The sequence below is a fragment of the Pedobacter sp. 22226 genome, assembly GCF_052045455.1.
Taxonomy (GTDB): Bacteria; Bacteroidota; Bacteroidia; order Sphingobacteriales; family Sphingobacteriaceae; genus Pedobacter; species Pedobacter jeongneungensis.
In genome coordinates, this window is record NZ_JBQEPB010000002.1 from 79864 (window position 1) to 106862 (window position 26999).

Annotated in this window: 19 protein-coding genes; 13 read left to right on the forward strand and 6 right to left on the reverse strand. The window is 41.9% G+C overall.

The window, feature by feature from the left end:
- Positions 1–96 precede the first annotated feature (96 nt).
- From ACTJKC_RS03815 to ACTJKC_RS03865, 11 genes are all read left to right on the forward strand, one after another.
- Positions 97–417: a DUF6660 family protein gene (locus ACTJKC_RS03815; RefSeq protein ID WP_440790377.1), complete on the forward strand. Its 321-nt coding sequence runs from the start codon at positions 97–99 to the stop codon at positions 415–417.
- 102 nt (positions 418–519) lie between these two features.
- Positions 520–4902, forward strand: coding sequence for a CusA/CzcA family heavy metal efflux RND transporter (locus ACTJKC_RS03820; RefSeq protein WP_440790379.1), 4383 nt, complete (start codon positions 520–522; stop codon positions 4900–4902).
- Between the two features lie 10 nt (positions 4903–4912).
- The gene (locus ACTJKC_RS03825) at positions 4913–6145 is read left to right on the forward strand and encodes an efflux RND transporter periplasmic adaptor subunit (protein ID WP_440790381.1); all 1233 of its coding nucleotides are present in this window, start codon (positions 4913–4915) and stop codon (positions 6143–6145) included.
- 148 nt (positions 6146–6293) lie between these two features.
- On the forward strand, positions 6294–8486 hold the full coding sequence (locus ACTJKC_RS03830) for a heavy metal translocating P-type ATPase (protein ID WP_440790382.1): 2193 nt from the start codon (positions 6294–6296) through the stop codon (positions 8484–8486).
- A gap of 3 nt (positions 8487–8489) precedes the next feature.
- Positions 8490–9041 (forward strand): divalent metal cation transporter, encoded by a 552-nt coding sequence (locus ACTJKC_RS03835; protein ID WP_440790384.1) that lies wholly within the window; start codon positions 8490–8492, stop codon positions 9039–9041.
- Positions 9031–9774, forward strand: coding sequence for a ZIP family metal transporter (locus tag ACTJKC_RS03840; protein ID WP_440790386.1), 744 nt, complete (start codon positions 9031–9033; stop codon positions 9772–9774). The genes ACTJKC_RS03835 and ACTJKC_RS03840 overlap by 11 nt, the downstream gene beginning before the upstream one ends.
- Positions 9775–9782: 8 nt before the next feature.
- A complete protein-coding gene (locus tag ACTJKC_RS03845; RefSeq protein ID WP_440790388.1) occupies positions 9783–10469 on the forward strand; it encodes a DUF1345 domain-containing protein in 687 nt (228 codons plus the stop codon).
- Between the two features lie 22 nt (positions 10470–10491).
- The gene (locus tag ACTJKC_RS03850; RefSeq protein ID WP_440790390.1) at positions 10492–10668 is read left to right on the forward strand and encodes a hypothetical protein; all 177 of its coding nucleotides are present in this window, start codon (positions 10492–10494) and stop codon (positions 10666–10668) included.
- Positions 10669–10766: 98 nt separating this feature from the next.
- Positions 10767–11015, forward strand: coding sequence for a hypothetical protein (locus ACTJKC_RS03855; protein WP_440790392.1), 249 nt, complete (start codon positions 10767–10769; stop codon positions 11013–11015).
- Positions 11016–11018: 3 nt separating this feature from the next.
- Entirely contained in the window at positions 11019–12968 is a 1950-nt protein-coding gene (locus ACTJKC_RS03860; protein WP_440790394.1) for an LTA synthase family protein, read from the forward strand.
- A gap of 7 nt (positions 12969–12975) precedes the next feature.
- Positions 12976–13677 (forward strand): HD domain-containing protein, encoded by a 702-nt coding sequence (locus tag ACTJKC_RS03865; protein ID WP_440790396.1) that lies wholly within the window; start codon positions 12976–12978, stop codon positions 13675–13677.
- Between the two features lie 66 nt (positions 13678–13743).
- Here ACTJKC_RS03865 and ACTJKC_RS03870 read toward each other — a convergent pair whose 3' ends face one another.
- Genes ACTJKC_RS03870 through ACTJKC_RS03880 form a run of 3 tightly spaced genes read right to left on the reverse strand, consistent with a single transcriptional unit; the run spans position 13744 to position 16618 of the window.
- On the reverse strand, positions 13744–14970 hold the full coding sequence (locus tag ACTJKC_RS03870; RefSeq protein ID WP_440790398.1) for a hypothetical protein: 1227 nt from the start codon (positions 14968–14970) through the stop codon (positions 13744–13746).
- Complete coding sequence (locus ACTJKC_RS03875) at positions 14967–15413, reverse strand: ubiquinol-cytochrome c reductase iron-sulfur subunit (protein ID WP_090985871.1); 447 nt, start codon at positions 15411–15413, stop codon at positions 14967–14969. Before ACTJKC_RS03875 ends, ACTJKC_RS03870 begins: the two co-directional genes overlap by 4 nt.
- A gap of 2 nt (positions 15414–15415) precedes the next feature.
- Positions 15416–16618: a di-heme oxidoredictase family protein gene (locus ACTJKC_RS03880; RefSeq protein WP_440790400.1), complete on the reverse strand. Its 1203-nt coding sequence runs from the start codon at positions 16616–16618 to the stop codon at positions 15416–15418.
- Positions 16619–17029: 411 nt separating this feature from the next.
- Between ACTJKC_RS03880 and ACTJKC_RS03885 the strand changes: the two genes are divergently transcribed.
- Complete coding sequence (locus ACTJKC_RS03885) at positions 17030–17209, forward strand: histone H1 (RefSeq protein ID WP_090985867.1); 180 nt, start codon at positions 17030–17032, stop codon at positions 17207–17209.
- A gap of 602 nt (positions 17210–17811) precedes the next feature.
- Here ACTJKC_RS03885 and ACTJKC_RS03890 read toward each other — a convergent pair.
- The 3 genes from ACTJKC_RS03890 to ACTJKC_RS03900 all read right to left on the reverse strand — a co-directional run bounded on the left by ACTJKC_RS03890 (position 17812) and on the right by ACTJKC_RS03900 (position 22829).
- Positions 17812–19659, reverse strand: a complete 1848-nt coding sequence (locus ACTJKC_RS03890; protein ID WP_440790402.1) for a hypothetical protein — start codon at positions 19657–19659, stop codon at positions 17812–17814.
- A gap of 654 nt (positions 19660–20313) precedes the next feature.
- Positions 20314–22296 (reverse strand): hypothetical protein, encoded by a 1983-nt coding sequence (locus ACTJKC_RS03895; protein WP_090985861.1) that lies wholly within the window; start codon positions 22294–22296, stop codon positions 20314–20316.
- 5 nt (positions 22297–22301) lie between these two features.
- Complete coding sequence (locus ACTJKC_RS03900; protein WP_090985859.1) at positions 22302–22829, reverse strand: type II toxin-antitoxin system antitoxin SocA domain-containing protein; 528 nt, start codon at positions 22827–22829, stop codon at positions 22302–22304.
- Positions 22830–23136: 307 nt separating this feature from the next.
- Here ACTJKC_RS03900 and ACTJKC_RS03905 point away from each other — a divergent pair, with 307 nt between their 5' ends.
- Positions 23137–26991 carry a YobI family P-loop NTPase gene (locus tag ACTJKC_RS03905; protein WP_090985857.1) on the forward strand — a complete coding sequence of 1285 codons (3855 nt, stop codon included), beginning with the start codon at positions 23137–23139 and terminating at the stop codon, positions 26989–26991.
- Positions 26992–26999 lie beyond the last annotated feature (8 nt).

Genomic DNA, 26999 nt, shown 5'->3' on the forward strand with positions numbered 1-26999 from the left:
CTATAATTATTTAATTACAAAGTATTAAATTTTTTCAAACCAGGACTAAAAAAAATTGTTCTTAAATAAATTTATATATTTGGTAAAATTTTGAAAGTGAAAATATCCAGTTTGTTTCTCTGCTTCATTATCGTAATACTCAGCTGCATTCCATGCGCTGATGTATTGGCTATGGGCAAGTTGCATGGTGGACCTTTAACTGAAAAAAGCATAACAACACATTCTGCAGAAAAAGAACGCAGTGATTTTTGTTCACCGTTCTGCGTTTGCTCGTGCTGTAATACCACTTCTGAAGTTATTTCTTCAACACCTCTTGTGGTAATCTCAAAACCAATTAGCTCAGAGTATAATGAAGCTTACAGGGGTGAGGTTATCTCTTTACCATTATCTGTTTGGCAGCCGCCTAAATTAAGTTAAAAATCGATCTTCATTTCGATGCTATGTTTTTGCCCGTAATCCATACGAGGCTACGCTGTGCATTGATCTGGCTTTTTTATTTTTTACTTAATTAAACAAATAATGCTGAAAAAAATTATTCAGTTTTCAATAGCGAACAAGCTTGTAATAGCCCTGTTCACTTTGGGGCTGATAGCATGGGGCGTATATTCCCTGAGACAACTTCCCATTGATGCCGTTCCCGATATCACCAATAATCAGGTTCAGGTCATAACCCTTAGCCCATCCCTTGCTACCCAGGAGGTAGAAAGGCTTATTTCCTATCCAGTAGAACAGACCATGTCCACCATACCTGAAATAGAGCAGGTACGCTCCATTTCAAGGTTCGGACTATCGGTTGTAACCATCGTCTTCCAGGATGATGTTGACATCTACTGGGCGCGGCAACAGGTAAATGAAAAGCTTGCCGAGGCCAAAAATAACATCCCATCAGGACTTGGTAATCCGGAAATATCCCCCATATCAACAGGACTTGGGGAGATATACCAATACGTGATCCATGCAAAGCCTGGATTCGAAAACAAATTCGATGCACGCGAGCTGCGCAGCATCCAGGACTGGATCGTAAGAAGACAGCTCCTTGGAACGCCGGGCATTGCGGAGGTCAACAGTTTCGGTGGCCTTTTAAAGCAGTATGAAATTGCGCTTGATCCCGATAAGCTTCGGAGCCTGAACCTGAGTATCAGCGATGTTTTCGCTGCCCTGGAACAGAATAACCAGAACACGGGCGGCGCCTATATAGACAAAAAGCCCAATGCCTATTTTATCAGGAGCGAGGGCCTGGTCGGCAATCTTGATGACATCAATAAGATCGTTGTCAAAAACAATGCAAACGGTATCCCGGTGCTTATACACGATATAGCTACCGTACAGATCGGCAGTTCGATCCGTTATGGGGCGCTTACCCGTGCAACAAAGGATGGTGAAGGTGAAGCCGTTGGTGGTATCGTGATGATGCTAAAAGGCGCAAATGCCAATAACGTGGTAAAACAGGTAAAGGCTAAGATAGACAGAATCAGTAAAACTCTACCGAAGGGGGTAACCATTGAGCCGTTCTTAGATAGAAGTGCGCTTGTTGACCGTGCCATGGGTACAGTTGCCAAAAATCTGATTGAGGGCGCCCTGATTGTTATTTTTGTCCTGGTTCTTTTTCTTGGGAATTTTAGGGCCGGGCTGGTTGTTGCCTCAGTGATTCCGCTAGCTATGCTTTTCGCAATTTCCCTGATGAACCTTTTTGGCGTATCGGGAAACCTGATGAGTCTTGGCGCGATAGATTTCGGACTTATCGTCGACGGGGCGGTAATTATTGTGGAAGCCACAATGCACATCCTCTCTGGGAATAAGCTTGGCCGAGCCTACTCGCAGGCCGAAATGGATGAGCAGGTTGAGAAGTCCGCCGTCCGCATGATGAGTGCCGCTGCATTTGGACAGATCATTATCCTGATCGTTTATCTTCCCATCCTTGCCCTTGTAGGTATTGAAGGCAAGATGTTCGGTCCTATGGCACAAACCGTGTCCTTTGCCATATTGGGGGCCTTTATTTTGTCGCTGACCTATGTTCCTATGATTTCCTCGCTTTTCTTAAGCAAAAAAGTTGCGCACAAAAAGAATTTTTCAGATCGGATGATGGATTTTTTCCAGCGCCGTTACACTCCAATGATCAAGTCTGCACTCAATAGAAGAGTAATTGTTGTGGCATCGTCGGTTGTTCTTCTGGCCATCAGTATTTTTATCTTTACCCGGATGGGGGGAGAATTCATCCCCACGTTGGAGGAAGGTGATTTTGCGGTAGAAACCAGGCTACTTACCGGCAGTTCCCTTTCCCAGACTATTGATAAGGTAAATCAGGCTTCAAAAATCCTTGTAGAAAAATTTCCAGAGGTGAAAGAAGTAATTGGTAAGGTTGGTGCTGCCGAGATTCCTACCGATCCCATGCCAATGGAAGCATGTGATCTGACCATAATACTCAAAGATAAAAAAGACTGGACCACTACCCATGACAGGGAAGAACTGGCAGAGATGATGAGTAAAGCACTTGAAGAAGTTCCCGGCGTGAGCTTCGGTTTTTCACAACCAATCCAATTACGCTCAAATGAACTTATCTCGGGAGTTAGACAGGATATTGGGATCAAAGTTTTCGGAGATGACCTCGAATCCCTTACCAGTATCTCCCAAAAGATCGGGAAAATTGTTTCGGGTGTAGAGGGCGCAAAAGATCTCTATCTGGAACAGGCAACCGGTCTGCCACAGATTGTGGTAAAGATCAACCGTGACCGGATTGCACAATATGGATTGAGCATAGGGACGGTTAACCAGGCACTCAACACTGCTTTTGCAGGACAGTCTGCGGGGCTGGTATACGAGGGAGAGCAGCGTTACGATATCATTGTGCGCCTTTCCCAAAAGAACCGCCAGGGTATTGACGATGTTAAAAATGTCTATGTGACTGCCCCGAACGGCAATCAGGTTCCCCTTGACCAACTTGCTGACATAGAGTTTAAGATAGGTCCTAACCAGATTCAACGTGAGGATACCAAACGGCGCATCATAGTGGGGCTGAATGTCCGTGGGCGTGATATCCAGAGTGTGGTAACAGAGATCGAGCAGAAAATAAACGAACAGATCAAAATGCCCGCAGGATATTACATTACCTATGGAGGGCAGTTTGAAAACTTAAAAGAGGCGACACAAAGGCTCTCTATTGCCGTTCCGGTTGCACTTTTACTTATATTGCTATTGCTGTATTTCTCATTTGGATCTGTAAAACAGTCGATACTGATTTTTTCTGCTATTCCGATGGCCGCAATCGGCGGAATATTTGCATTAATCATAAGGGGAATGCCTTTCAGCATTTCCGCCGGCGTTGGATTTATTGCATTATTCGGGGTAGCCGTGCTCAACGGAATCGTACTGATTACCGAATTCAACAGATTGAAAAAAATGGATAAATATAGTATAAGGGACATTGTCCTCAAGGGAACTGCTATCCGTCTGAGACCTGTACTGATGACCGCAACTGTAGCCTCTCTTGGGTTCCTTCCAATGGCAATATCCAGTGCAGCAGGCGCTGAGGTGCAGAAACCACTAGCAACCGTAGTAATCGGGGGACTGATTACCTCCACCATATTAACCTTAATTGTACTTCCAGTGCTATATACTTATTTTGAAGGTTGGAAAAGCAAAAAAACTGCCCTTCCAACAACTGTAGTTACCCTAGCGGTGTTTTTTGGACTTTTCATTTTATCGGGACAGGCGCAGGCGCAGACGGTTCCCACCAAGGGTATGAGCCTTGAGCAGGCTTTGAGCACAGCATTGAGTAATAACCAGGCTGTGAAATCCTCAAGCCTGCAGATTGGCAGGCAACAGGCGCTAAGGGGATCCTCAACAGATCTGGGGAAGACCAGCTTTGAGGTGCAGTACGGACAGATGAATACCATCAAACGCGACAATAACTTTTCGGCCTCTCAGAACATACCCTATCCGGGGCTGTTCAAAAGTCAGCGCAACTTGTATGATGCGCAGATCAGGGGAGCTGAAATCGGCCTTCAGGTAACACAAAGAGAACTTTCCTATCAGGTGAAAAGCGTTTACACCCAGTTGGGCTATTTCATTGCCCTTCAAAAGCTTTACAAAAGCCAGGACAGTGTTTACAGTAACTTTCTGAAGGCCGCCTCATTGAGGTACCAGGCAGGAGAGACCAATCTGCTTGAAAAAACTACCGCCGAAACTCAGTATAATGAGGTTCGCAACCAGATGAGCAAGAACGAAGCTGATATCCTTGCTTATACCGCCGAACTTAAGCGTTTGCTGAATACCAGGGAACAGATCAGTATCATGAACGCGGACTTTGGCCAGGTAGTCTGGAATGTTAGCCAGGCTGATACCGTTACATCAGAAAATCCAATTCTTGCGCTGCAGGCCCAGCAGATAGATATTGCCGACAAGACGGTAAGGCTCGAGCGCTCACGCTCCGGCCCCGATTTCAGTATCGGCTATTTCAACCAGTCCATTATCGGAGCACAGAATGTTGGCGGTCAGGATCTTTATTTTAATGGAGGCAAACGTTTTCAGGGAGTTTCCGCCGGGATCTCCATACCGCTTTTCTTTAAGCCTTTCTCCTCAAGGATAAAAGCCGCAAAGATAGATAAGCAGGTAGCCGAAAGCGATTTTATCCTTTCCCAGACAGATCTTCGTGGAAGGTATGAGCAGGCCTTCCAGGACCTTCAGAAAAATTCCAGAAGTATCGCCTATTATAAGAACAGTGCCCTGCCGAATGCCAACCTGATCCTAAAGCAGTCCCAGATTGCATTTCAGGCAGGGGAGATCGGTTATGTAGAATATCTGCAGGCCCTGCGTACCTACTCTGATATCCGCTTCAGCTATCTGGAGGCCATCAACCAATACAATCAATCAGTATACACATTACAGTACCTAAAAGGTCAATAACAATATAAAAATGAAAAAAATATTTAAAGCCCTCAGCCGATTATCTTACATAGGGGCACTGGCAGCAGTGCTTTCTTCCTGCGGCAGCAAGGAAAAAGATGGCGCTGGAACAGAAGCCACTGCAGACAGCACGGCCACCGAGGAAAGCAACTCAGTAGAGCTCAGCCAGTCACAGTTCAAGTCTGTAGGGATAGAGCTGGGAAGTCCCGAGCTCCGTGCACTCAGCGGTATGCTGAAAGTAAACGGCTTTATTGACGTGCCACCACAGAACCTGGTGAGCATTACCACCCAGATGGGCGGTATTGTAAAATCCACTCCGCTGTTACAGGGGACAAAGGTGAGCAAAGGTCAGGTTATCGCCATACTCCAGAATCAGGAATATGTGCAGATGCAACAGGATTACCTGGAGAGCAAAAGCCAGCTTGAACTTTCGGATTCTGAATACAAAAGACAACAGACCCTTGCCCAGCAGAACGTTAATGCTCAAAAAACACTCCAACAGGCCAAAGCAGCTTATCTGGGAAATCTTGCAAGGGAAAATGCATTAAAGCAACGTCTTCAACTGATCAATATCAATCCATCCTCGTTAAACGCCGGCAATATCCGTAGTCAGATAAATATCTACTCGCCGATCAATGGTTATGTAACCAAGGTTAACGTAAATACGGGAAAATTCGTGGCCCCCAATGATGCAATGTTCGAAATCGTAAACAGTTCGAATCTCCACGTTGAGCTCAACGTTTTCGAAAAAGATGCACAGAAGGTAAAAAAAGGACAGAAGGTGCTTTTTTCATTAACCAATGATTCAACCCAGCGGACTGCTGTCGTACAGCTGGTAGGCGGTGAGATCAATGCCGATAAGACCGTGACCGTTCATGCTATTGCCCAGGGAAGCGCCGGGTTTATACCTGGTACCTACCTTAAGGCATTCATCGAAACAGGTGCCGTGCAGGTAATGGCTTTGCCATCTGCAGCGGTTGTAGACTTTGAGGGCAAAAAATACATTTTCGTCCAGAACTCGGCGGACAAAAAGGCAAAGGAACCAGCAAAAAACGAATCCGGAAACAAAGAGGGCGCCACTGAGGCCGGCCATCATTTTGAAATGGTAGAGGTTACAACGGGTATATCCGACGGCGGTTATATAGAGGTAACCATGCCTTCGGGACGGGATTTTACAGGAAAGGTTGTACTTAAAGGTACATATGATCTGCTGTCAAAAATGAAGAACAGCGAAGAAGAGTAAAGTCCTCACAAAGAATTTTTAGTACACACATTGAATAAAAGGTGCCTCGTTAGGGAGGCATCTTTTTAAAAAAAGTGAACCCACACGGGCAGAGAATACAGATAAAGCGGTTGCCCTGAATATTCAACAAAAATCAATTTACCCCGATATGGAAAACAAGAAGAAAAAATCCGACACCAAATCATCTGCCAAAAAGCCTGTAGTCCGGAAGGAAGGCTCAGATTCCAAAGAAACAAAAGAAAAGCCGGTAAAGGAAGAAACCAAAACTTCTTCAAAGCCCATTTCCGAAAAACCATCAAGGAAGGGAAAAGAACCTGAAAAGGAGAAAGAGGCACATCTTGACCATGCTGAAGAGGAAGGCCATGATCATGAACATGGCGGGATTTTCGGGAAGAATACGGAAATGATCTTCGCCTTTATCTGTGGCGCGGCGCTGGGGATAGGATTTGGAATTTCTTTCATAGACGGTGTTCCCGAATGGGCAAGCCTTGCATTCTACATAACAGCCTATTTCTTTGGCGGTTTCTTTACGGCCAAGGAAGCAGTTGAAACTATACTGAAAGGTGGCTTTGAGATCGACTTTCTGATGCTGGTCGCCGCAATCGGCGCAGCGATCCTGGGTTCCTGGGCCGAAGGCGCATTATTGCTCTTCCTGTTCAGTCTGGGACATGCGATGGAACACTATGCGATGGGCAAGGCAAGAAAATCCATAGCTGCCCTTACCAGTCTGGCTCCTCCAACAGCCCTGGTTGTCCGGGATGGCAAGGAATCTGAGGTGCGCATTGAAGAGCTTCAGCTTGGAGATGTCATTATTATCAAGCCCAACAGCAAGATCCCGGCAGATGGAGTGGTTGTAAAGGGTGAGGGCAGTGTCAACCAGGCTCCTATAACGGGTGAGAGTGTGCCAGTGGACAAATCACCCGTACCGGACGCATCAAAGGACTATTCTGCTGAAAAAACCATCAAGCCCCAGTTCCGTGTATTTGCCGGAACAATCAACGGAGCCTCGGTTCTGGAGGTTAAGGTAATCAGGGAAGCCAAGGATTCGACCATCTCACGCCTGATCAAAATGGTAAATGAGGCGGAAAAACAAAAATCCCCAACGCAGCTATTTACCGACAGGTTCGAAAAGTATTTCGTTCCGGTTGTACTGGTTCTGGTAACCGCACTATGTTTTGCATTCCTGGTTATCGATGAGCCTTTTAGCAAAAGTTTCTACCGCGCGATGTCCGTGCTGGTTGCTGCCAGCCCATGCGCTTTGGCGATTTCTACCCCAAGCGCAGTACTTAGCGCTATTGCAAGGGCCGCACGGGGCGGAGTCCTAATAAAGGGAGGGCGGCCACTGGAAGATCTTGGCGAACTCAACGCCATCGCGTTCGACAAGACCGGAACACTTACCGAAGGCAAGCCCCAGCTCACAAACGTGATTCCACTGAACGCCATATCTGAAGAGGAACTAATGGGTATTGCTGTTGCAGTTGAAAAACTCAGCGACCACCCGCTGGCCGAGGCGATTGTAAAAGGTGCACTCGAAAAGATGAAGAAAAAATCCGTTCCTGAGGCACATAACGTCAAGGGCATTACCGGAAGAGGTGTTCAGGCAGAGGTCAACGGTAAAAAAGTATTCATTGGAAACAAAGCCCTTTTTGAAAAGGATGGAATACCCGAAGATATTCTCAAACAGGTTGAAGAGCTGGAAAAGGGCGGACATACTTCAATGCTTGTCCGGGTCGATAAAGATTTCATCGGCATTCTTTCCCTTATGGATGTTCCCCGTGAAGAGGCAAAACATGTGCTTAAAGAACTCGAAGAGCTGGGGATCAAAAAAATGATTATGCTCACCGGGGACAACCAACAGGTTGCAGAAGCGGTAGCCAAACAGATCGGTGTAACCGAGGCATGGGGCAACCTTATGCCGGAAGACAAAGTCAAGGCAGTACAGAAACTTGCCAAATCAGAAAAAATGGTTGCGATGGTGGGAGACGGTGTGAATGATGCCCCGGCCATGGCCAAAAGTACCGTAGGTATCGCTATGGGCGCTGCGGGATCTGATGTTGCTTTGGAAACAGCAGATATTGCCCTGATGGGCGATAAGCTGGAAAGCCTTCCCTTTGCCATCGGGCTTAGCCGTAAAGCCAGGGGCATCATTAAACAGAACCTTTGGATTTCCCTTGGTGTTGTCGCCGCACTTATTCCACTGACCATACTGGGTGTCGCTTCGATCGGACCGGCAGTAATCGCCCACGAGGGATCGACGCTGGTCGTAGTGTTCAATGCGCTGCGCTTACTTGCTTACGACAACGGACATAATAAAAAAGCACCAAAAAAGAGGAAAAAATAAGGCATGTTCAAAAAGGTTAAAAAATTCCTGAAAGCCCTGGGGCCGGGCATCGTTACCGGTGCGAGTGACGATGACCCATCAGGTATTTCCACCTATTCACAGGGCGGTGCAAAATATGGTCTGCCAGCGTTCTGGACAGTGATCATCACGTTCCCCCCGAAGGCTGCAGTCCAGGATTGCGACCGTATCGGGCTGACCGCGACTGTCGGGCTGACTACAACGCTTAGGAAACACTATCCAAAATGGGTATTGTACCTGATGATCATATTCAGCGTGCCGGCAATCGTCCTGAACATTGGTGCCGATATCACTGATATGGACGCAGTGGCGCACCTCATATTGACTGCCGTTCATGCCAATGTTTTTAGTGTGCTCTTTACTGGAGTACTTTTATTCTTCATCATCTATCTGCCTTACTCGACACTTGGCTCAGTGCTGAAATATCTGTTCCTGACCCCCATGGAGATTCTTATCGGCACATGCCTCGACCTCAACCTGGAGTACCTTTCCTTTCATGCCAATAGATTTTATTTAAGAAAGAATTATGCAGGCTAAACAACTTATTTCATTAAACATATTACTGTTTGCAGCGTTTCCGGTCGTCTTACTTATAGTCGGTGGCATGATCGTAACCTGGAAAAAGCCCACGGCTGCTGTGCAGAGTACGATCCTCCACTTTGCTGCAGGGGTAGTTTTTTCAGTCGTGGCAGTCGAGCTTTTGCCAGATATGATCAGGATCCATGATACAACCGCCATCATTGTAGGTTTTACCTTGGGTATTTCGGCCATGCTTCTGATCAAATGGTATACCGCCAGGCTTGAGCTCAAAATGGGCGGAACAAACGACAGCAAGCTGTTGCCTTGGGGAATGCTTATCGCGGTAGGCATTGACCTGCTCTTGGACGGTCTTCTTTTAGGGATAGGATTTGCAGCGGGATCAAAAGAAGGAACCCTGCTTGCACTGGCACTTGCGATGGAATGCCTTTCGCTGGGACTTGCAGTAGGTACCAGGCTGACCAAGCTTGGAAGTTCCAAAAGGAGGCTGATCAGGGTGCTCTCGCTATTTGGCCTGGTTTTTCTATTGGGAACAGGGGGAGGTTTTTTTATGCTGCATTTTATAGGAGAAAAGGTACTGGAACTTGTGCTCTCATTTGGTAGCGCAGCCTTACTGTTTTTAGTTACCGAGGAACTTCTTGTCGAAGCCCATGAAGAAAAGGATTCTCCATTTTTTACCGCGGCTTTTTTCTTAGGATTTCTTCTGTTTATGGTTCTGGGGCTCATTATTTAATCTAAACCATGCATATTATCACTAAAATCACTCAGCTAGATGCGCACCATAAACTTTACCTCTCCCTGGGTGTTGCTCTTGCCGCCCTTGGTATTTGCTATGTTATGGAACTGGAAACCTCTGTCACGTGGATGGTTGCATGGCTAAGCTATGCAACCACCAGCATAGCGCTTGCGTGGACAACCATTAACTCCTCGCATCCCAGTCAAATAAAACACGATGCCCATGCGCAGGATTCAAGCAGGACGCTCATTTTTCTTTTTGCCATAGCCGCTGCATTCGCCAGTCTTTTTTCCATTATTATCCTTTTGCGTGAGAATTCGGAAAAGACCGATCAGGGCCTTTTTATGACCATCGTTATTCCATTGCTCTGCGTGGTTAGCTCATGGTGGCTGGTTCATACCGTCTTTACCATGCGATATGCACATTTCTATTACTGTGACATCGAGCATGAGAAGAAAGGAAAAATAGAAAAGCCCGGAGGACTGATCTTTCCGGGAGGAGAAGATCCCGATTATATGGATTTTGTCTATTTCGCTTTCGTGGTTGGAATGACTTTTCAGGTATCTGACGTAGAAATCTCCTCCAAACGGATCCGAAGGCTTGCATGGATGCACGGTGTGCTTTCATTTGCCTTTAATACAGTAATAGTTGCCCTGACAATCAATGTGCTCTCGGGCATGATCCAAAAATAATTTAATATAAAACTAAAAACCTATGGACTGGACACCAGAAAATTTTCCACTTGAGATGAAGGACCTTGACCCAAGGGTAAGGGAAAAAGCGATCGAGATCGCAAACGAACTTAGAATTACCAGAGAGGTACGCGAGCTCAATATTGTTGAGGTTGCCATCAACAGGGCCCAGCAATGGTTTATCAGCCTGGAGGGATAATGGCAGTGCAAAGATTATCCCCTGATCACACAAAATATAATCCAAACCGCGGAAAGGTATCCACAAGGCTCCTGACCGATCTTAAAACATTGAATAAAATGCAGACCAAAAGAAACAACAGGCCCCGGCCTGCTGCTGCCAGGGGTGGGGGAACAGCTTCAAAAAAGAAAAAGGCCAAGGGACCAAAGAAATCGGTTTTCCTGATGGTATTTTATTGGATACTGGCGCTGCTGCTGGCACTCGCCATTTATTTTAAAGCCAAACATTTCTATAATTCACATTGGAACAAGGATACCAACGAAAAAAACAACGATTCTGTTATCAACACCCCCGGATCTAAAAAATAAACCATGAAGCAGATTTTTATGAAAAGCCGATATAGTGTACTATTTTCCTTTATCTTTTTCTTCATGTGTGTCTCGACCATGCTGAGGATCAGTTTTACTGCGATTTCGCTCGGAAAGGCGGGGCTGGGATTTGGAGAAATCCTCACCGCCTTTGCTAAAGGATTCATCTTCGATCTTGGGGTGGCCACATATTTCAGTGTATTTTATGCCTTTTATCTGCTCATCCTTCCCCAAAAATGGAACAGGACTGGATTTAACAAGGTGTTTACCCATATCCTTCTTTTTCTGATGGTCTTGATTTCGATATTTTCTTTTTTCGCTGAATTTACTTTTTGGCGGGAATTTGAGAGCCGTTTTAACTTTATAGCAGTAGATTATCTGGTCTATACTTATGAGGTTGTGCACAACATCAACGAGTCCTATCCGCTGCCGCTTTTGATTTCAGCTGTTGTCATCATCTCCCTTTTATGGAACTATCTTATGAAAGGGGCGTTCAGGAAGAGCTTTGAGTCTGCTACACCTTTTGCCCGTCGATCGGTAAATACAGCCCTGATCATTCTGACAGCAATATTCTATACGATCGAGATAGATAACTCCTGGGGAGATAAAAGCGGTAACCGTTATGCGGCAGAAATTTCCAAAGCAGGGATATATTCTTTCGTAGCGGCCTTCAAGGCGAATGAGCTTAGCTACGATCAGTTTTATCCTATGCTCGCAAATCAGCTTGCCTTCAATTTGGTAAAGAAAGAACTCTCCTCTCCCTCTAGCAGGTTTATTTTCAAAGGGCCTTCGGTACGTAGATCGGTTCTGGCCGGTAATGGACAGACGGAACCCAATGTCATCATGGTGGTCATGGAGAGTTTTAGCGCTGATTATATGGGCACTTTTGGCAATACACAAAAACTGACACCTGTTCTGGATTCGCTGGCCAAAGAGAGCATCCTATTTGAGCGCATGTATGCAACAGGCACCCGTACCGTGCGAGGGATGGAGGCGCTTTCCCTCGCCGTTCCGCCAACACCGGGGAACAGTATTGTAAGGAGGAGCAATAATGCAAACCTGAGCACAATAGGCAGTATTTTTTCCAAACGTGGGTATTCCACAGGCTTTTTTTATGGCGGGGACGGTTACTTTGACAATATGAACCAGTTCTTCGGAAGCAATGGCTATGACATAACAGATAGGGGAAGGAAGCTTACAATGGGCGATGCCTATCTGGTAAAGCGGACCATCCTGACCGATAGCGAAGTGAGCTTTGAAAATGCATGGGGCGTATCGGACGGGGATCTTTTCGCTGCGGTAATCCGTGATGCGGATAAAAGGCACTCGTTAAAGACGCCTTTCTACGATTTTGTCATGACCACTTCCAACCATCGGCCCTTTACCTATCCCAAAGGAAAGATAGATATCCCACCAGGTACGGGAAGAGAGGGCGCAGTAAAATATACCGATTATGCCATTGGGGAATTTTTAAGACAGGTCCGGAAAAAGCCATGGTTCAGCAATACCGTGTTTATATTCGTTGCCGATCACTGCGCGGAAAGCGCGGGAAAGAACGAGATTGATATCTCCCGTTACCATATCCCGGCGATGATATACAACCTCAATGGACTGCCCCCTTCGATAATTCCCAGCCTTTGCTCACAGATAGATCTCTATCCAACCTTGTTCGGTCTGTTGAAATGGGACTTTGAGAGCAATAACTTCGGTATGGACGTTCGATCACCCGGGTACCGCCCAAGGATATTACTGGGGACCTATCAAAAGCTCGGTTATCTCCGTAGCGACACCCTTGTGGTACTCAGTCCAAGGAAAGCCCCACAGAGTTATCTTTATGATTTCAAAACCAATATACAGACCTCAGCGAAATCTTCTGAAACACTTGGAAGGGAAGCCATTTCTTATTATCAGAGTGCCTATTATCTCTTTAGGACAGGCGGATTAAAAAAATAAGAATATTATGAATTATTATCAGTTATTATTGATCTGTGTGCTAGCGGGATCTGTGATCCTGCTAACAGGTAAATACTTTTTTAAGCGCAGGCGCAGAAACATCTTCAGTATGCTTATTGGAGATGTTCAAGCTTATGTAAGCTATCTTTTTGAGGAGCACTGGCAGACTGACCTGGCATACCACGATCTGGATCATACCAGACTTGTGGTCAAAAGGACCCAGGAAATCGCTTCCAATTTTCGCCTGGATGACCTTCAGGAATTCATACTTTTCTCTGCCGCATGGTTTCATGATACCGGGCAGCTGATTGGGCCTCCTGCCGGCCATGAGCATCGAAGCGTGAAGCTTATGGAGGAGTTTCTTTCAGATAAAGGGATTGCACCGGATATCATTTCCACCATTGGCCGCTGCATACTCTCCACCTCAATTCCACATAGCCCTAGCAATGTCCTTGAAGAAATTATCTGTGATGCTGATACCTATAACCTGGGCAATGAGGAATTTCTCATCACAGATGCAAAGGTTGCGCGCGAAATGCACAAAAGGGCAGATGTGGACCTAAGCCATTGGGATAAAGAAACACTCGCATTTCTATCAGCCCACCGTTTTTTTACGCCTTATTGCAAGTCTATGCTCTCGCAGGGAAAGCAAAATAATATCCATTTGGTGCGGGAACGCATAAAAAATAAATCAAACCAAACACACTAAACGGATATGGACAATGAATAGAATATACTCTTAGGCTTCTTGTCGCATTTATCCTGGCAGGTATCATTAAAAATAGGTTGACACCCCGAACTGCACCGCTCCGGTTCTGGCAGGCGGGTTTCCAAGGATATCCTTCTGCCGCTGTTTTCGGTAGGAAAACCTCAGCACGGTTTGTTGCCTTGGCCTGAAACTGATGCCGGGCATTACGCTTAAAAGCTCATCACCAATATTCCCGCCGGTCTCCCTGAACTTCCCTACATTCCAGTCCACATACTCTATCCTGCAGGCTAAACTTACAACAGAATGCTGCCAGCCCAGAATCGTTTTTTTGATCACAGGTTGGACAATATCTATATATCCCCCCATCTGACGGCTCCCGAACTGCTGGGAATAGGTGTCGGGAACATCGACCTTGATCCATGCCCACTCAGCGGTGATGAAGGTCTTAAGTTTGGGAAGTGTAGTGTTAAAGTCTATGGCGAAAACATTTAGCCTGCGTTTGTCATCGATAACAATCCCGTCCGACTGCCATTTATTGTAACCCCCCCCCATATAGGATAGGCCGAGTTCGCCTATATTGTTCCTGCGTACCGCAACTTTTCCAGTTAGAAGTGGCTGCCCGCTTGCAATTTCTTCAAACCTTTCCGGATTCCTTTTTGAGGCAGCCAGGGAGGTTCTGTTTTCAGGGTTTGTAATAATGGAATCGTCAAAGCTGCTTGTGGCATATAACTCGTAGCCCAGCATCCAGTCACCGCTATAGTTCTTGCCATAAATGCCAAAACCTGCACTGCTCCAGGTTGCAGGCAGCATCTCTGTCATGGCGATCGGACGGTCGGTGAATTCCCATTTAGGGCCGTCATGGTTCTGGTTGAATGCACCAATGGGATTTAATATCATTCCGCCCCTTAAATTAAGCAAGGGGTGCAGTTCCAGATCCAGGGCAGCAAATTCAACCGCTATTTCTTTTTCAGCAGGTTCAAATTCGATCTCGGAAAGGAACTTGATGCGCTTGGAAATGGTTGAGGCTACAAATAGCGTCATCCTTCTGAACTGGAACTGCTGTCCTTCAGAGATCCCGTCTGTACCCTGATACTGCCAGTTGGCTTCCATATACCCGCCCACCGATACCGGAAGTTTTCCCACGGCAATAAAAGGCCGTTCATAAACTGCATCCATGTTGAGTGAGTTTTTTGCTGTATCACTGGGTTTGGCCCTTAAAAGTTTCGGGTCAATCTGGGCAAAAGCCATCTGACCGATACCAATAGATATGATTAGCGTTAAGAGTTTTTTCATACTGCCTTCAGTGAAATTTTGATCCTGGTTTTTTCTATGGTAATGGGGAAAGTTCTTAAGTTTGCTTCTGCCGGACCATTTGTCATTCTGCCCTTATTATCAAATTCACTTCCATGGGCCGGACATTGAAGCCTGTCTCCGAAAGCCTGGAGCTCGGTTCCCTGGTGGGTGCACTGCATCCATAGTGCAGAATAATTCAGTTCATCATGCCGGTAGATACAGATGGGATATCGGAGCAGGTCATTGCTGACTACAATGTATCTTTTGAACTGAACATTTTTTCCCTGTCTGAGCTCAAAGTCCTTCATTTCTACGACCAGGTTATCCCCTGCAATCTCGCCCGTCGCCGGTACCAGGCTGCTGCATCCACTGATCAACGTGGTGATCCCAAGGCCTCCAAGGCAGGCCATTCCACAGCCTTTTATAAAATCTTTTCTTTTCATTTCTATAGTGATTCTAAAAATCTCAGCATGGCATTTTTTTCTGCCCCAGACAGCTGGTTGAACCTGTTGCGGCTTGCAGATGCCTCTCCTCCATGAAGGGTTACCGCCTCTTCGATGCTTTTTGCCCTTCCGTCATGCAGCAGATGATAAGATCCTCCCTGTGAATTCATCGAAAGTCCCAGTCCCCATAGGGGCGGGGTCCTCCATTCGAAGGTCTTAGCTGATCCTTCCGTATAACCATCGTCCAGCCAAGGTCCCATATCGTGAAGCAACAGGTCTGTATAGGGATGGAATTCTTTGTTGGATAGAGCAACCACTGGGGAAAAACCTGTTTTTAGGGTAGGCTTGTGACAGCCTGAACAGTTGATCTTTTCGAACAGTTTCCTGCCAGTTTCAACTTCCGAATTCCCCGCATCGCGCTGTATGGGCGCTTTTAGCGTCTGTAGATAAAACACCACGTTATTCACTGTAAGTGTGGAAATTTCAGGATCAATCACCATCCGCGTATAGGCATCCACGGGATCAAAGCTTGAAGTGATCCCGATATCCTGATTGTAGGCATTAACAGTCTGGTGGAGGAGGTTATATGCTGCCGCCTTTTTTCCAAAACGATGGATATATTTTCCCTTCAGTGCAATAGCATTGTTAGGGGCCTGAACATATGCGGGAAGTATTGCATAGTTCGGGATACCAGAAATGCCGTCATTATCCAGATCCTGGGGGTCAGCCATAGCTAGTATATCTGCATCAGCTACCAGTTCGAGAAAGCCAAGGCCGGTATTGGCAGGCGGTGTAAATTTTGAAAAGGTGGCCCCTGCTGGGATTTGCTCAGGTTTGTATCCGGGAATAGCCCTGTTCTGCAGTTGTGGGCCTCCCTGGTCTAAAAATTTATTGCCTGTCTCATCGGTCTGCCCGAAACGTACCAACGTAGTAAAGGGATGGCCTTTGCCGTCTCCAGCATGGCAGCTTCCGCAGCTGGTTGCAACAAAGCCTGGCCCAAGGCCGTTCGCAGGACTAAATATCTCATTGTTAAAGGCTGCATCTCCCAAAGCGAACCGTCTGAGCTGTTCATAGCTGAGTCCCTCTACCGGCCCATCAAGAATTTCGTCCTCTTGTGGAGAAGAAGGGATTATCTTCTCGCAGGACACCATTATAGCAACCAGGCTCATAAGTGAAAGCAGGACAATGGGTAATCTTTTCTGCATGTTATCTAATTTTTTTGTAAATCTAATAATAAAAGTAGAAAAGACTAAAAATAAATTTAGATTTATCTAAATTTATTTTTAGATTGATTTTAATGATGTCGGAATTATAATGCGCGGCTCCCAAAATGAGCTACTTTTTTAACAAAAGCGCGGAATGCAATATTATAAACCGAAACAATAAATCATCTATTGCTTTCAAATCAGGAACTTCACCGGATAGGGTATTTTGTTGGCGGATGTTACGGTTTATCCTTTGTAAGCAGATGAAATAAGGCAAGGCAATGATGCAGGATTCGGAATTTTTAAAGTTCTTTTTGAATTTTGGTTGAAATGTTTAGTTTTAGGGCTGGAATACGGTTTCCTAGATAAAAAACAATACCAGGGTCATCTGGCCCTTTAAAAAAATCAGTTATGGACAAATTTAAACAGGTGCAGGAAGTTATTGCTTCAGTAGAAGCCGATGTAACAAAATTTTATGATGGTGGAAATGCAGCGGCTGGTACGCGAGTACGTAAGGCAATGCAGGACCTTAAGGTTTTGGCTCAAGAGATAAGGGCTGAAGTTACAGAGAAAAAAAATAACGATAAATAAACAAGAGACTGTTTTGGGAAATAAGGCCACTGGTATGAATAAGTGGCTTTTTACGTCTATAGGGTTCGGCGTGCTTTGTTGTTTGGGCAACAGCCGGGCTATCCGCTCATACGCCTTCGGGCTTTAGGCGCTGGGCAGGTATCCGCTACTATCCCTGTTGCAAAGGAGGAATTTTAAATGATGTGTTGGATTGAGGCGAAAGAGTGTTGAACCTAGTGGTGTAATTAGTTGTGAATTAGTTTTTTGAGTTTTGTTAATTCTGCTTTGATGCCAAAAACTCACCTTTGATTAATTCTCATTTCTATTATTAAAGGATTTTCCGGTTTATGCTTATTGGGTAGAGTCAATCTGCGGAAGCTCGACCTTATTTGAGCACTGTGAAGCGGTAGGAAATTTTGAAAAAGTGGTGAAGATGTTATTAATAATACATGGTATTTAGTCTCTCTATTTCGTTATTTATGGTGATATCGTGCTAAATGCTTTGGCAATATTAATGCAAAGCCTGAGAAAGAACCAAAGTTTCATAAGAACTATATTGTTTTATAAATTTAGTTAGTTTCGATTAAATAGTCAAAGTGAAAAGAAACTTTCATATATGTGGATTACATCTTTTTTTTGACTTTATCCCTCATCTTGCTTAGTAATACTGCATCTGGTATTCCCCCTTGCAGTTCTGCTTCTATCGTTTCTACAATTTTGATTAGCTCTGGGGCGTTACCGCTAATTTTGATAATATGTTTGAGGGCGTGATTGATTAACCACGATGCCATCGGGACACCCGGCATAGCCTTTCCTATCAGGCCAATGACAAAACCTTTAATGTTCCATGCGGAAAGATTATTTTTATTCTTTTCATACTGTCTAACGAAATGGTTATAAGCTTCTACTGTTTCTGAAACATCTTCATGGGTTTTTTGGTGTTTAGATATATTTAAAACCAGATCTCTGAATCTTTGTATTTCTACGGAATCGAAAGTCGTAGCAAGTTCAATTACTGGAAGATTGGCGCTGACAGCCAAAATATTTTCTGCCGTGAAATTTGTGAAATTCTTATTATGCAAGACCCAATCTGCCCTTGGTGTCCCAGAATAGAGGTCTGCAATCAGAGAACTTACATTTGTCGTATCATATCCATGGACTGTCGTCGGCACTAGAACTGATCCAGTACTTGCAGCCATTTCTACGGCAGGTATAGCCGTCATGAATTCCAATTTCAAATCCCGATTTTCGTTTAACTCAAATATGGGTCCCATAAGATTGATGGTCCCATAACTACTTAATACAATGGAATCCTGCTGGTTCATCGCATTAGGAAGGCGTATCCACATGTTTCCTGTTTCCGATATTGTTTTTCGGATGGCATCTGCAAAACGTTTGTTCTTTGTCAAGACCGGAACTGATTTATCGATTGCTCCAAGCAACACCTGCTTTTCTTGTATAGACAAGGGGGGGAATAATAATGGATTTCGTTTTTTCATTTCCATTATTGTCATTGTTGTTACCGTTCTGGAAAGATGAACATTTTCCTTTTTGGTTTCTAATAACTCTAGGACAAAATTTTGGTCATAATAATCTATAGATTTTGGAAAAAGGAGCTGTAACTTTCCCAATTTATGCAACTCGAGCAATTCCTTTTTTGAAAGACCCAATGCAACCAATGTCTGATTCATGTATTCTGAATGTGGTGCAACAAGACAAATCTGGTCATACATTGTCAAGTAATTTCTAATATTTTCGGAAAAACCTGAACTGCAGTCGATCAAACACCTGAATAATCTCTTTTGAAGTGAGACAGGACGATACGGACCGAACTCTTTTGGACTAGCATTAATTATTTTTTGCCTTTTATCTAACCATGTATCCTCTTCTTCCTCCCATGCTTTATTTAAAACTGGTGAAAGTTTGTTTTTTAAATCTCTATATGTTTGGATGTTTCTGAAGATCGATTCTTTTTCAGGCTTGCTCACATGGGGCATTTTGCTATTAACAAAGTTTATTTCAACTTGGAATTTTGCCGCTTGAAAGATTTTTCGAAGATTGCTAAATCCATCTTCCGAAACTTTTTCAAGGAAAGAAACTGTGATTGGCATGCTGTCCAAGATTTCATAGTCCGGATAAATTTTTGGTATTAGCAATTTGAGCTCATACCCAACATCTGCCCTTGTAAGGAGATATCCCGTTCCTGGAGATGTAAGTTGTTTGATTTGATCATCGATTTGCACGGAAGATTCAGGTATTTCGCTGACTAAAAAGATTAAAGTGCCCATGATTTTGTGTAACCTAAACCATTCATGGATTTTGGAGCCATCAATGGCTAGGGTGGTCTCCGTAATATCAGGGCAGTAAATGAAATAACTACCATTCACGTAAAAAAGGCCTTTGGTAACAATTTGGTATTGTCCAAGCAGAAAAATCTCGTAGGACATTATTGAGTGAATATCGTATTTCATGAGCGTTATTTTTTAGGAATTTTGATATGACTGGGGAAGAACCTGTAGTGACGCTTCTGGTTCGCTTTAAACTGACTGCCAATTTGATTACCGGATGATGTACATCTAAGTTCCATTCCCTCTGGACAAATATACAATTCTAATCCAAACCGTTTTCCTCAGGACTTTTTTGTTTAATCCATCCTACCACCGGAAATACTAAATTCAGACGGTTCTAAAAATCAAGATCCATTCATAGGTGCCAGAATGCAGAAAAAACGCCATAATCCTCCAAAATAGCGAAAGGCCCATATTAGTCCATCCCGAATCGAAGATATGCTCCTAGGAGTATATATTAATGCAGAAATTATAAGAATGTTCCCGAAAGCCAGTCACGAAAAAAGCTGATCGAAAGATTAGAACGCCCAGTTTGCCCTGAAATAAAGTTGTCACTTTAAAGCGAAATGAGGTGATAGCTTAAAAGCGGAACGGGTAGCCATTTTTGCTGAAATCCCCTTGTCGTCAATATTCCCGAAATTACTAAGGATAAAAAACACTTTTTCCGACATCTCCAGCAGAAATATTATTTTTTTGTATTGAAGATAATGACAGTCAATTATGGTTGCAATGGAATGTTTGATCACCAAAAAAGGAATATGGATCGTTAAACAATCACTATTTTTTCTGAGCAACTTTGGTTCGTAAAGTATCCTTTTTAACTAATTTTTGAATTGCTGTGTCGAGAGATAGTTCCTTTTTTGCTGAATCAATTTTAAAGCTTAAGTTATCAATTTTATTATCTCTTTCTGATTTGAATAAATGGGGATATCTTAAAAATGTTACCTGAAGTATAAAACCTAACGCGAAAACGCCAAAAATTAGTTTGTGAGTATTAGTAATTCGAGTTTTTCTAACGCCCTCTGATCGAGTAATAAACCAAATTAACAAAACAAATAAGCCAAGCCCATAAGCGAAGGAAAGTGAGTAAATTATTGCGTCACTTAATTTTGTTAACTTGCTGAAAATTTGAACTTCATTAGATACAAACAATACTAATGCCGAAAAGATAGATAATATCTCTATATGTCGCTTATCTGTCTTTTCAATTTCCTCCTTGACTTCCTGAATCGTTTTGTGATCCGTTTGTAACAGATCCTGTATATCATACATAGCTCTAAATTTTGTTAATTTAGTTTTATATATGTCAATTTCATCCTTAAATTTTGTGTATTCTATTGGGAGAACAAATGATGAGGAGACAAAACAATTGTAAGTAAAACCACTACTAAGCCTAATTGGAGTTAAGGATGTTGCATAATCTGTTTGGAATGCTATGTAATCTGTTTCTTCACAAATTGTTGCATTAATAATCAAAGAAGTTAAGTATTTATCATACTTATCAAGCAATTTATTAATTACTTTAAGGCTTTCCTCATTATTGATCTTAAATTGTTTTTCAATTTCAGGAACTAAAAATTCAGCAATAATTTTGTAAAAAGGGAAGAAGTTGCTGTTATTTAAAGATTCAGCCCTCGTTGTGTACGTTTGAAGCTTTGATTCCCAATTATCTAAAGTTATCAGCTTTCTTTCTAGTTCTAATGAGAATAGATTATTTTCAATATAGCACATGTCAATGTCATATGCACGACGATCAAAATCGCTCAATGCTCCAAGAATGCGCTGGTTGTAGGCTAGACTATAATTTGTGTTTAATTTATTTAATGATTCTACATTCTTATCTACATCCTTGATTTTTTTTATCAAAGAGTGATATTCATCTAGGTTAAGCGTTGTTGGAGTTGTATCTAACTTACCTTGAGCATTTGCCGATCGCTGATTAAATGCTATAACAGTTGCATTTTTTCCATAGTGGCCTTTTATGATGTCTGTATATTTAGAAAAACGATTAACTTCTTTTAAAGTTAAGGTAGAGTAGTTGAAATCTATTACGTAGTGAAATTTCTTATTTGATTGCTCTAGTCTAAAGGATAACTTATATAATAAAAAATCACATTTGTCCGAAATCAATTCAAGTTCGTCACTAGCAATAGCAAAATTCTTTAACTTGTGTTGGAGGAGTAAAAGTTGTTTAAAAGTATTTTTTTCAAAACTTAGTGTGTGGTCAATTTCAGCTACTTTAACATTGAAATTGAACAATTCAGACAGTTTAGTTGCTGTAGTTGTAAATCTTCTACTTGTTGGTGGTGGGTCAGCTATTTCATGAAATAGCATGCTTGAACCTGGTTGATGTGCTATATGTCTTCCTACAACCTTTAGTAAAGCTCTATATTGTAATAAATTTAACCTAATAGGTTGTAAAAACCCCTCTGCAAATATATCTTGATAATATTGGAGCATATTTGGAAATCGAGGAACGTCAAAAACTGCCTGTAGAGAAATAAAACTTTCAATTTCAGATATTTTGGTATCTGAAATTGTTAAATCATTAACGTATTCACCAGATACTATAGAAAGATTTAACTCCTTATAAAATTCATTCGAAATTCTGTTTATAATGCCAAGAATTGCAACCTGTGCAGCAAGTTTGTTGTTAACGTCATTAATGTTATCCGAGCTTAAAACTGATGATAATGCGGTTGTCCAAGTCGAATGAAAGACAGAATTTAGTTTTGAGAGGGCATTATTTAGATGATGCATTTAAACTATAACTTAAAAATTTTCGGCTCGGCCATTATCATTTCTACTGGAATTTTCATGGAATACCTTCCGTTTTGTTGAGCAAGCGAGAATACACTCTTCCATGACTGCCACATGTGGCTTAGGTCGACCAATTCAAAAGCTGTCAGCTTAATTAAATTGTAATTTATATTTTTCAACTTTTCGATTGCATGGTCAATTATTTCTTTTATCTCTAAGCTTAGATTTTCGGCCTCGTACATCCTTCCTGCTGTCTTATATGTCAGTTGAGTTTTTGAAATGTTGAAAAATACTGACATATCCATTTTGTCCTGAATGTCACTTTCAACATGCCCATAAGGTAGTGCATAGAAATTGTCGAAATGAGAAAGTAACCCAGCTTGATCTGAAGAAGCTGATGCGGCACATGTAAAAAAAAGCAATTTCGTTATCTTTAACTTAGATAAATCATTATTTTCCATGTTTCCACCATTTTCAAGATACCAATTTTGCAGTTGGTGTACTACATAATCAAACGCTGGAATTTTATTCATGATGGCCGAGTTTATTATTTAAAGATAAGTTCTTTAAAACCTGATATGTAAATATCTCAAATAAGTTACTAACATATTTATTAGAGATAATGTTTTGTAACGCAATTTGAAAAGGATTACAAAGGTAACAATATTTGCTATTTATTTTAGTATTTTAATGGTTCTAAAATTATACGCATATAATAATTTTTCAATGCATTTGAAAGAGTAGTTTAAGTGGCGATTTCGCTAAATTTTTATTGAAATATATGAAAATACGCAGTCATAAGAGTAGCTATAATTTATTTTGTATTTTAGACGTTGGAGCATGATCATAAGGGATTATGCAAAGTCAGAAATGGATAACGCTCAACAAACCACTTCACACAGTTCAACGCAGGTGCAACCAAGTAGTAACACTGAAACTCCGCAAAATGTAATTTCGCTAGCTCCAAAAGTTTTAACTGATCCTAAAGATTTAGAACGGGTTAAGCCCTACCTTGATTTATTAAAACTCACAATTGATGAACCAAAGATTACCAATATTGCGCTGACAGGAAGCTACGGTTCAGGGAAAAGTACGATTATCAATACCTTTGAATCCCAGCATAAGGAATATGAATACCTTCGGATTTCCCTTGCCTCATTTGGCGATGTTGCTAAGGAAGTTGCAGATTTAGAAGAAACACTTGATGAAGAAATTGTAGAAATCCCAACAGCAAATGGTTCAGTCCTCAGCCCTGTGAAAGGAAAAAAGCAAAGGACGAAAAAGAAATCTTTGAACAAAGGACACATTAAAGACAAAAAAGAAGAACTTGAGCGTTTGCTTGAGATCAGTATCCTGCAACAGATTTTCTATCATGTCAAGCCATCTGACATTCCCGATTCTCGTTTTAAAAGAATCACCAATATTACTGATCGACATATTTATTCAATTGCTGGTGCATTAATTTTATGGATCACCAGCGCACTGCTACTTTTTAAATTTGATTATATTAATCGGATTAATCCCGCAAGCTGGCATTGGAAACTCCCGTTGGATTATTCGGCATTTCCGATATTCATGGTGTTTTTTGTTGGAATTGGCCTCACAGCAAAAAGTATTATCAGGTTGCTTGGTAATTCAAAAATTAATAAGGTTACCATTAAAGGTGAACTAGAACTTGGCGACAAGCTGGACAAATCTGTTTTTAATGAGCACCTGGAAGAAATCCTATATTTTTTTGAGAGGACACCTTTTAACCTGGTCATTATTGAAGATCTTGACCGATTTGAAAGTACAGATATCTTTTCCAAACTTCGTGAGCTAAATACGCTTTTAAACAATTCGCTTTCCATCAAGTCCCGCAAAAATCATAAGGAAATTGTGTTTCTATATGCGATAAGGGATGAAATATTTGAGGATAAGAATGAAAGAGTTAAGTTCTTTGAGTATATCATTCCAGTAATTCCTTTCATTAACCCTTCAAATGCAGGCGAACAACTGGCGAAATTGATTTCAGGTGCCGGTCTTGAAAATGTGCTATCAAAAGAGTTTACCGAAGATGTAGTAACCTTCATCGATGATATAGATATGCGGCTTTTGATTAATATTTTTCATGAATACCAGCTTTATCGGACAAGCCTTTCGCAGGTTCTTTTACAGGATAAACTTTTCGCTATGATCGCTTACAAAAATATTTGCCCAGAGGATTTTGGAAAACTACATAGCAGAAAAGGTAAATTGTACAAATTCATCGCAAATAAAGCGGGATATATCGAAGAACTCATAAAAAATCTCGATGAACAGATTGTGGCTAAGGTAGGAGAGGTAAAAGTACTTGAAGAGTTAAAGTTTAAGGACTTAAATGAGCTAATCGGAGTGTACGTAAATGCCTTACAAGTCAAATTTCCAGATGCTGCAAGTGTTAAAGCTGGAGGTAAAAAAACATTTGCCCAACTCGTAGCTCCAGCCGCATTTGAAGAACTATCCAAGCTTAACTCATTTACTTATTATTATTTCAACCACTATTCCGGCAGTACATATCATGAACACACTAAAGACGAAAGATTTTCATTTGCCGAATTAGAACGTTTAGTTGACAAGAATAAAAGCTTTAAACAGCGAAAGCAGTTAATAGACCAAAAAAATGGTGGTGCCATCGAACAGCTCAAAAAGGAGATTGATGAATTAAGGAGCGAAAAAAATACAATTGCAAACTGGAGTATCAGTGAAATATTTGAGCGTATAGAAATTGACCCATACCTGAAACCATTTGGCGAAAATCAGTTAATTAGAAATTTGTTGATCAACGGCTATATCGACGAACATTATGATGATTACATTTCGCTTTTTCATGAAGTAAATATGACTGCGGAGGATTCAGTTTTTGAGCGAAAAATCAAAAGTGGTTCAGCGCTACCGGTTGAACATCAGCTTACACATGCTGATTATGTAGTTAAAAAACTTGATGTTAAATATTTTAAAAGAGAAGTGATTCTCAATCTTGATTTGGTTGTCTACCTGCTAAATGCAGGAGACCAGGTTTTAGCAAAATGTCAGGCTATTCTCCAACTCCTAAGTGAGGGGCGAACCCAAACCAATTCTTTTATTGATGAATTTGTGCAAAAGCGACCTGAGCATGCGGGTTTATTTATCAAGCAACTAGCCAAAGCCTGGCTGGGTTTTTGGATTTTTTTAGAAACCAAGAGTAATTATCCTGCTGGCAAAATGGATAAATATTTGAAATTTTTAACCATTGATGCAGGGTTGGATATTGTTGCAGCACTAAAGGGAGATATGGCAAAATATATTGCAAAAAGATCAAATTTTCTCTCACTTTTTATTGGGGATGCTGAGGTAAATCCAGCAAAGGGTTTGCTTGAAAAACTTAATGTAAAATTTATAGCCATTGATCCTCCTAACCAAAATAGTCAGACATTGTTTGATTTTGTTTACGAGCATGATCTTTATGAATTAAATGAGGTCAATATCGTTCAAATGCTTAAAGAAAAGGGACATTCAGAAATAGGATTGGAATCAAATGCTAATTACACTTCAATAATGGTTTCTATGGCAGAAAATCTTCACGATTATATTACTGCAAATGTAAATGAATATGTGCAGAACGTATTGCTTAAACTTTCTCAAAATAAAGAGGAAGAAGAACAAATGGTTGCACTTTTGAATGATGAAAACCTAATTTTCGACTTAAAATCAGAGGTCATACAAAGAGGATTTGTTGAGATTAGTGATTTGGCGGCTATTGATGAACTCGAGATCAGGAAGGAAGTTATGGACTATAGTGAGGTTTTCCCTTCTTGGGAAAATGTATTTACCTACTATGATCAGCTCCCGGATGCCGAGGAGGGTCAAATGAAAGAATTAGATGAAACGCTTCTGATGTTTTTGGATGCAGAAGAGAATTATCAAGAATTGTCGAAAACAAAAATGTTAGATGCACCTTCCCGATCACAGGAGTTTGTTAAAACCTTCATAGAAACGCTACTTGCTATCAATGAGCTTGATATTGAGGCTTACAAGGCATTGTTTAAAGCACAGAGGCTAGCTATCACTAAACTGGTAACTACAGGGATGACCAGAGATAAGATCGAGTGGTTGGTAAAGAGTGGCGCAGTATTAATGACCCAAATAAACTACGATAGATTAAAGAAGGATTTTCCGGACCTGCACATTACTCTTTTAGAAGTTAGACAGGTTTCTTATAAAACATTTGGTACCTCTTATGATGTGGACGAACAGGATATCGTTAAGCTTTTAAAATCAACCACCTTTACAGTAGAAAACAAACTTGTGCTCTATAATTTATTGGATGAGGATACCATTGTGTCGAACAGAGAGATTTCTAATCTTTCCTGCAATTTAATTTGTGATATGGGAAATGTACCAGTAACTTTTGCTGTGATGGAAAGTATGTTTAAGTCTTCATCTTCAGCAGAGAACCGCATCAAGCTTCTCAACGAAAGATCAGATACACTTTCTAACGATCAGGTAGTTGCACTGATAACAGAACTCAAAGGCGATTACCCCGAATTATTTCACAAAAGGCACAAGCCAAAATTTCAACGCACGCCATATCATGATTGGCTTTTCAGAGTGCTGGAGAGAAGAAAGTTGATACATAGATTTGAAGTTGATAAGAAAGATGAGTGTCTTTTTAGGGTTTTTGCCAATCATAATTAGAATCCCGT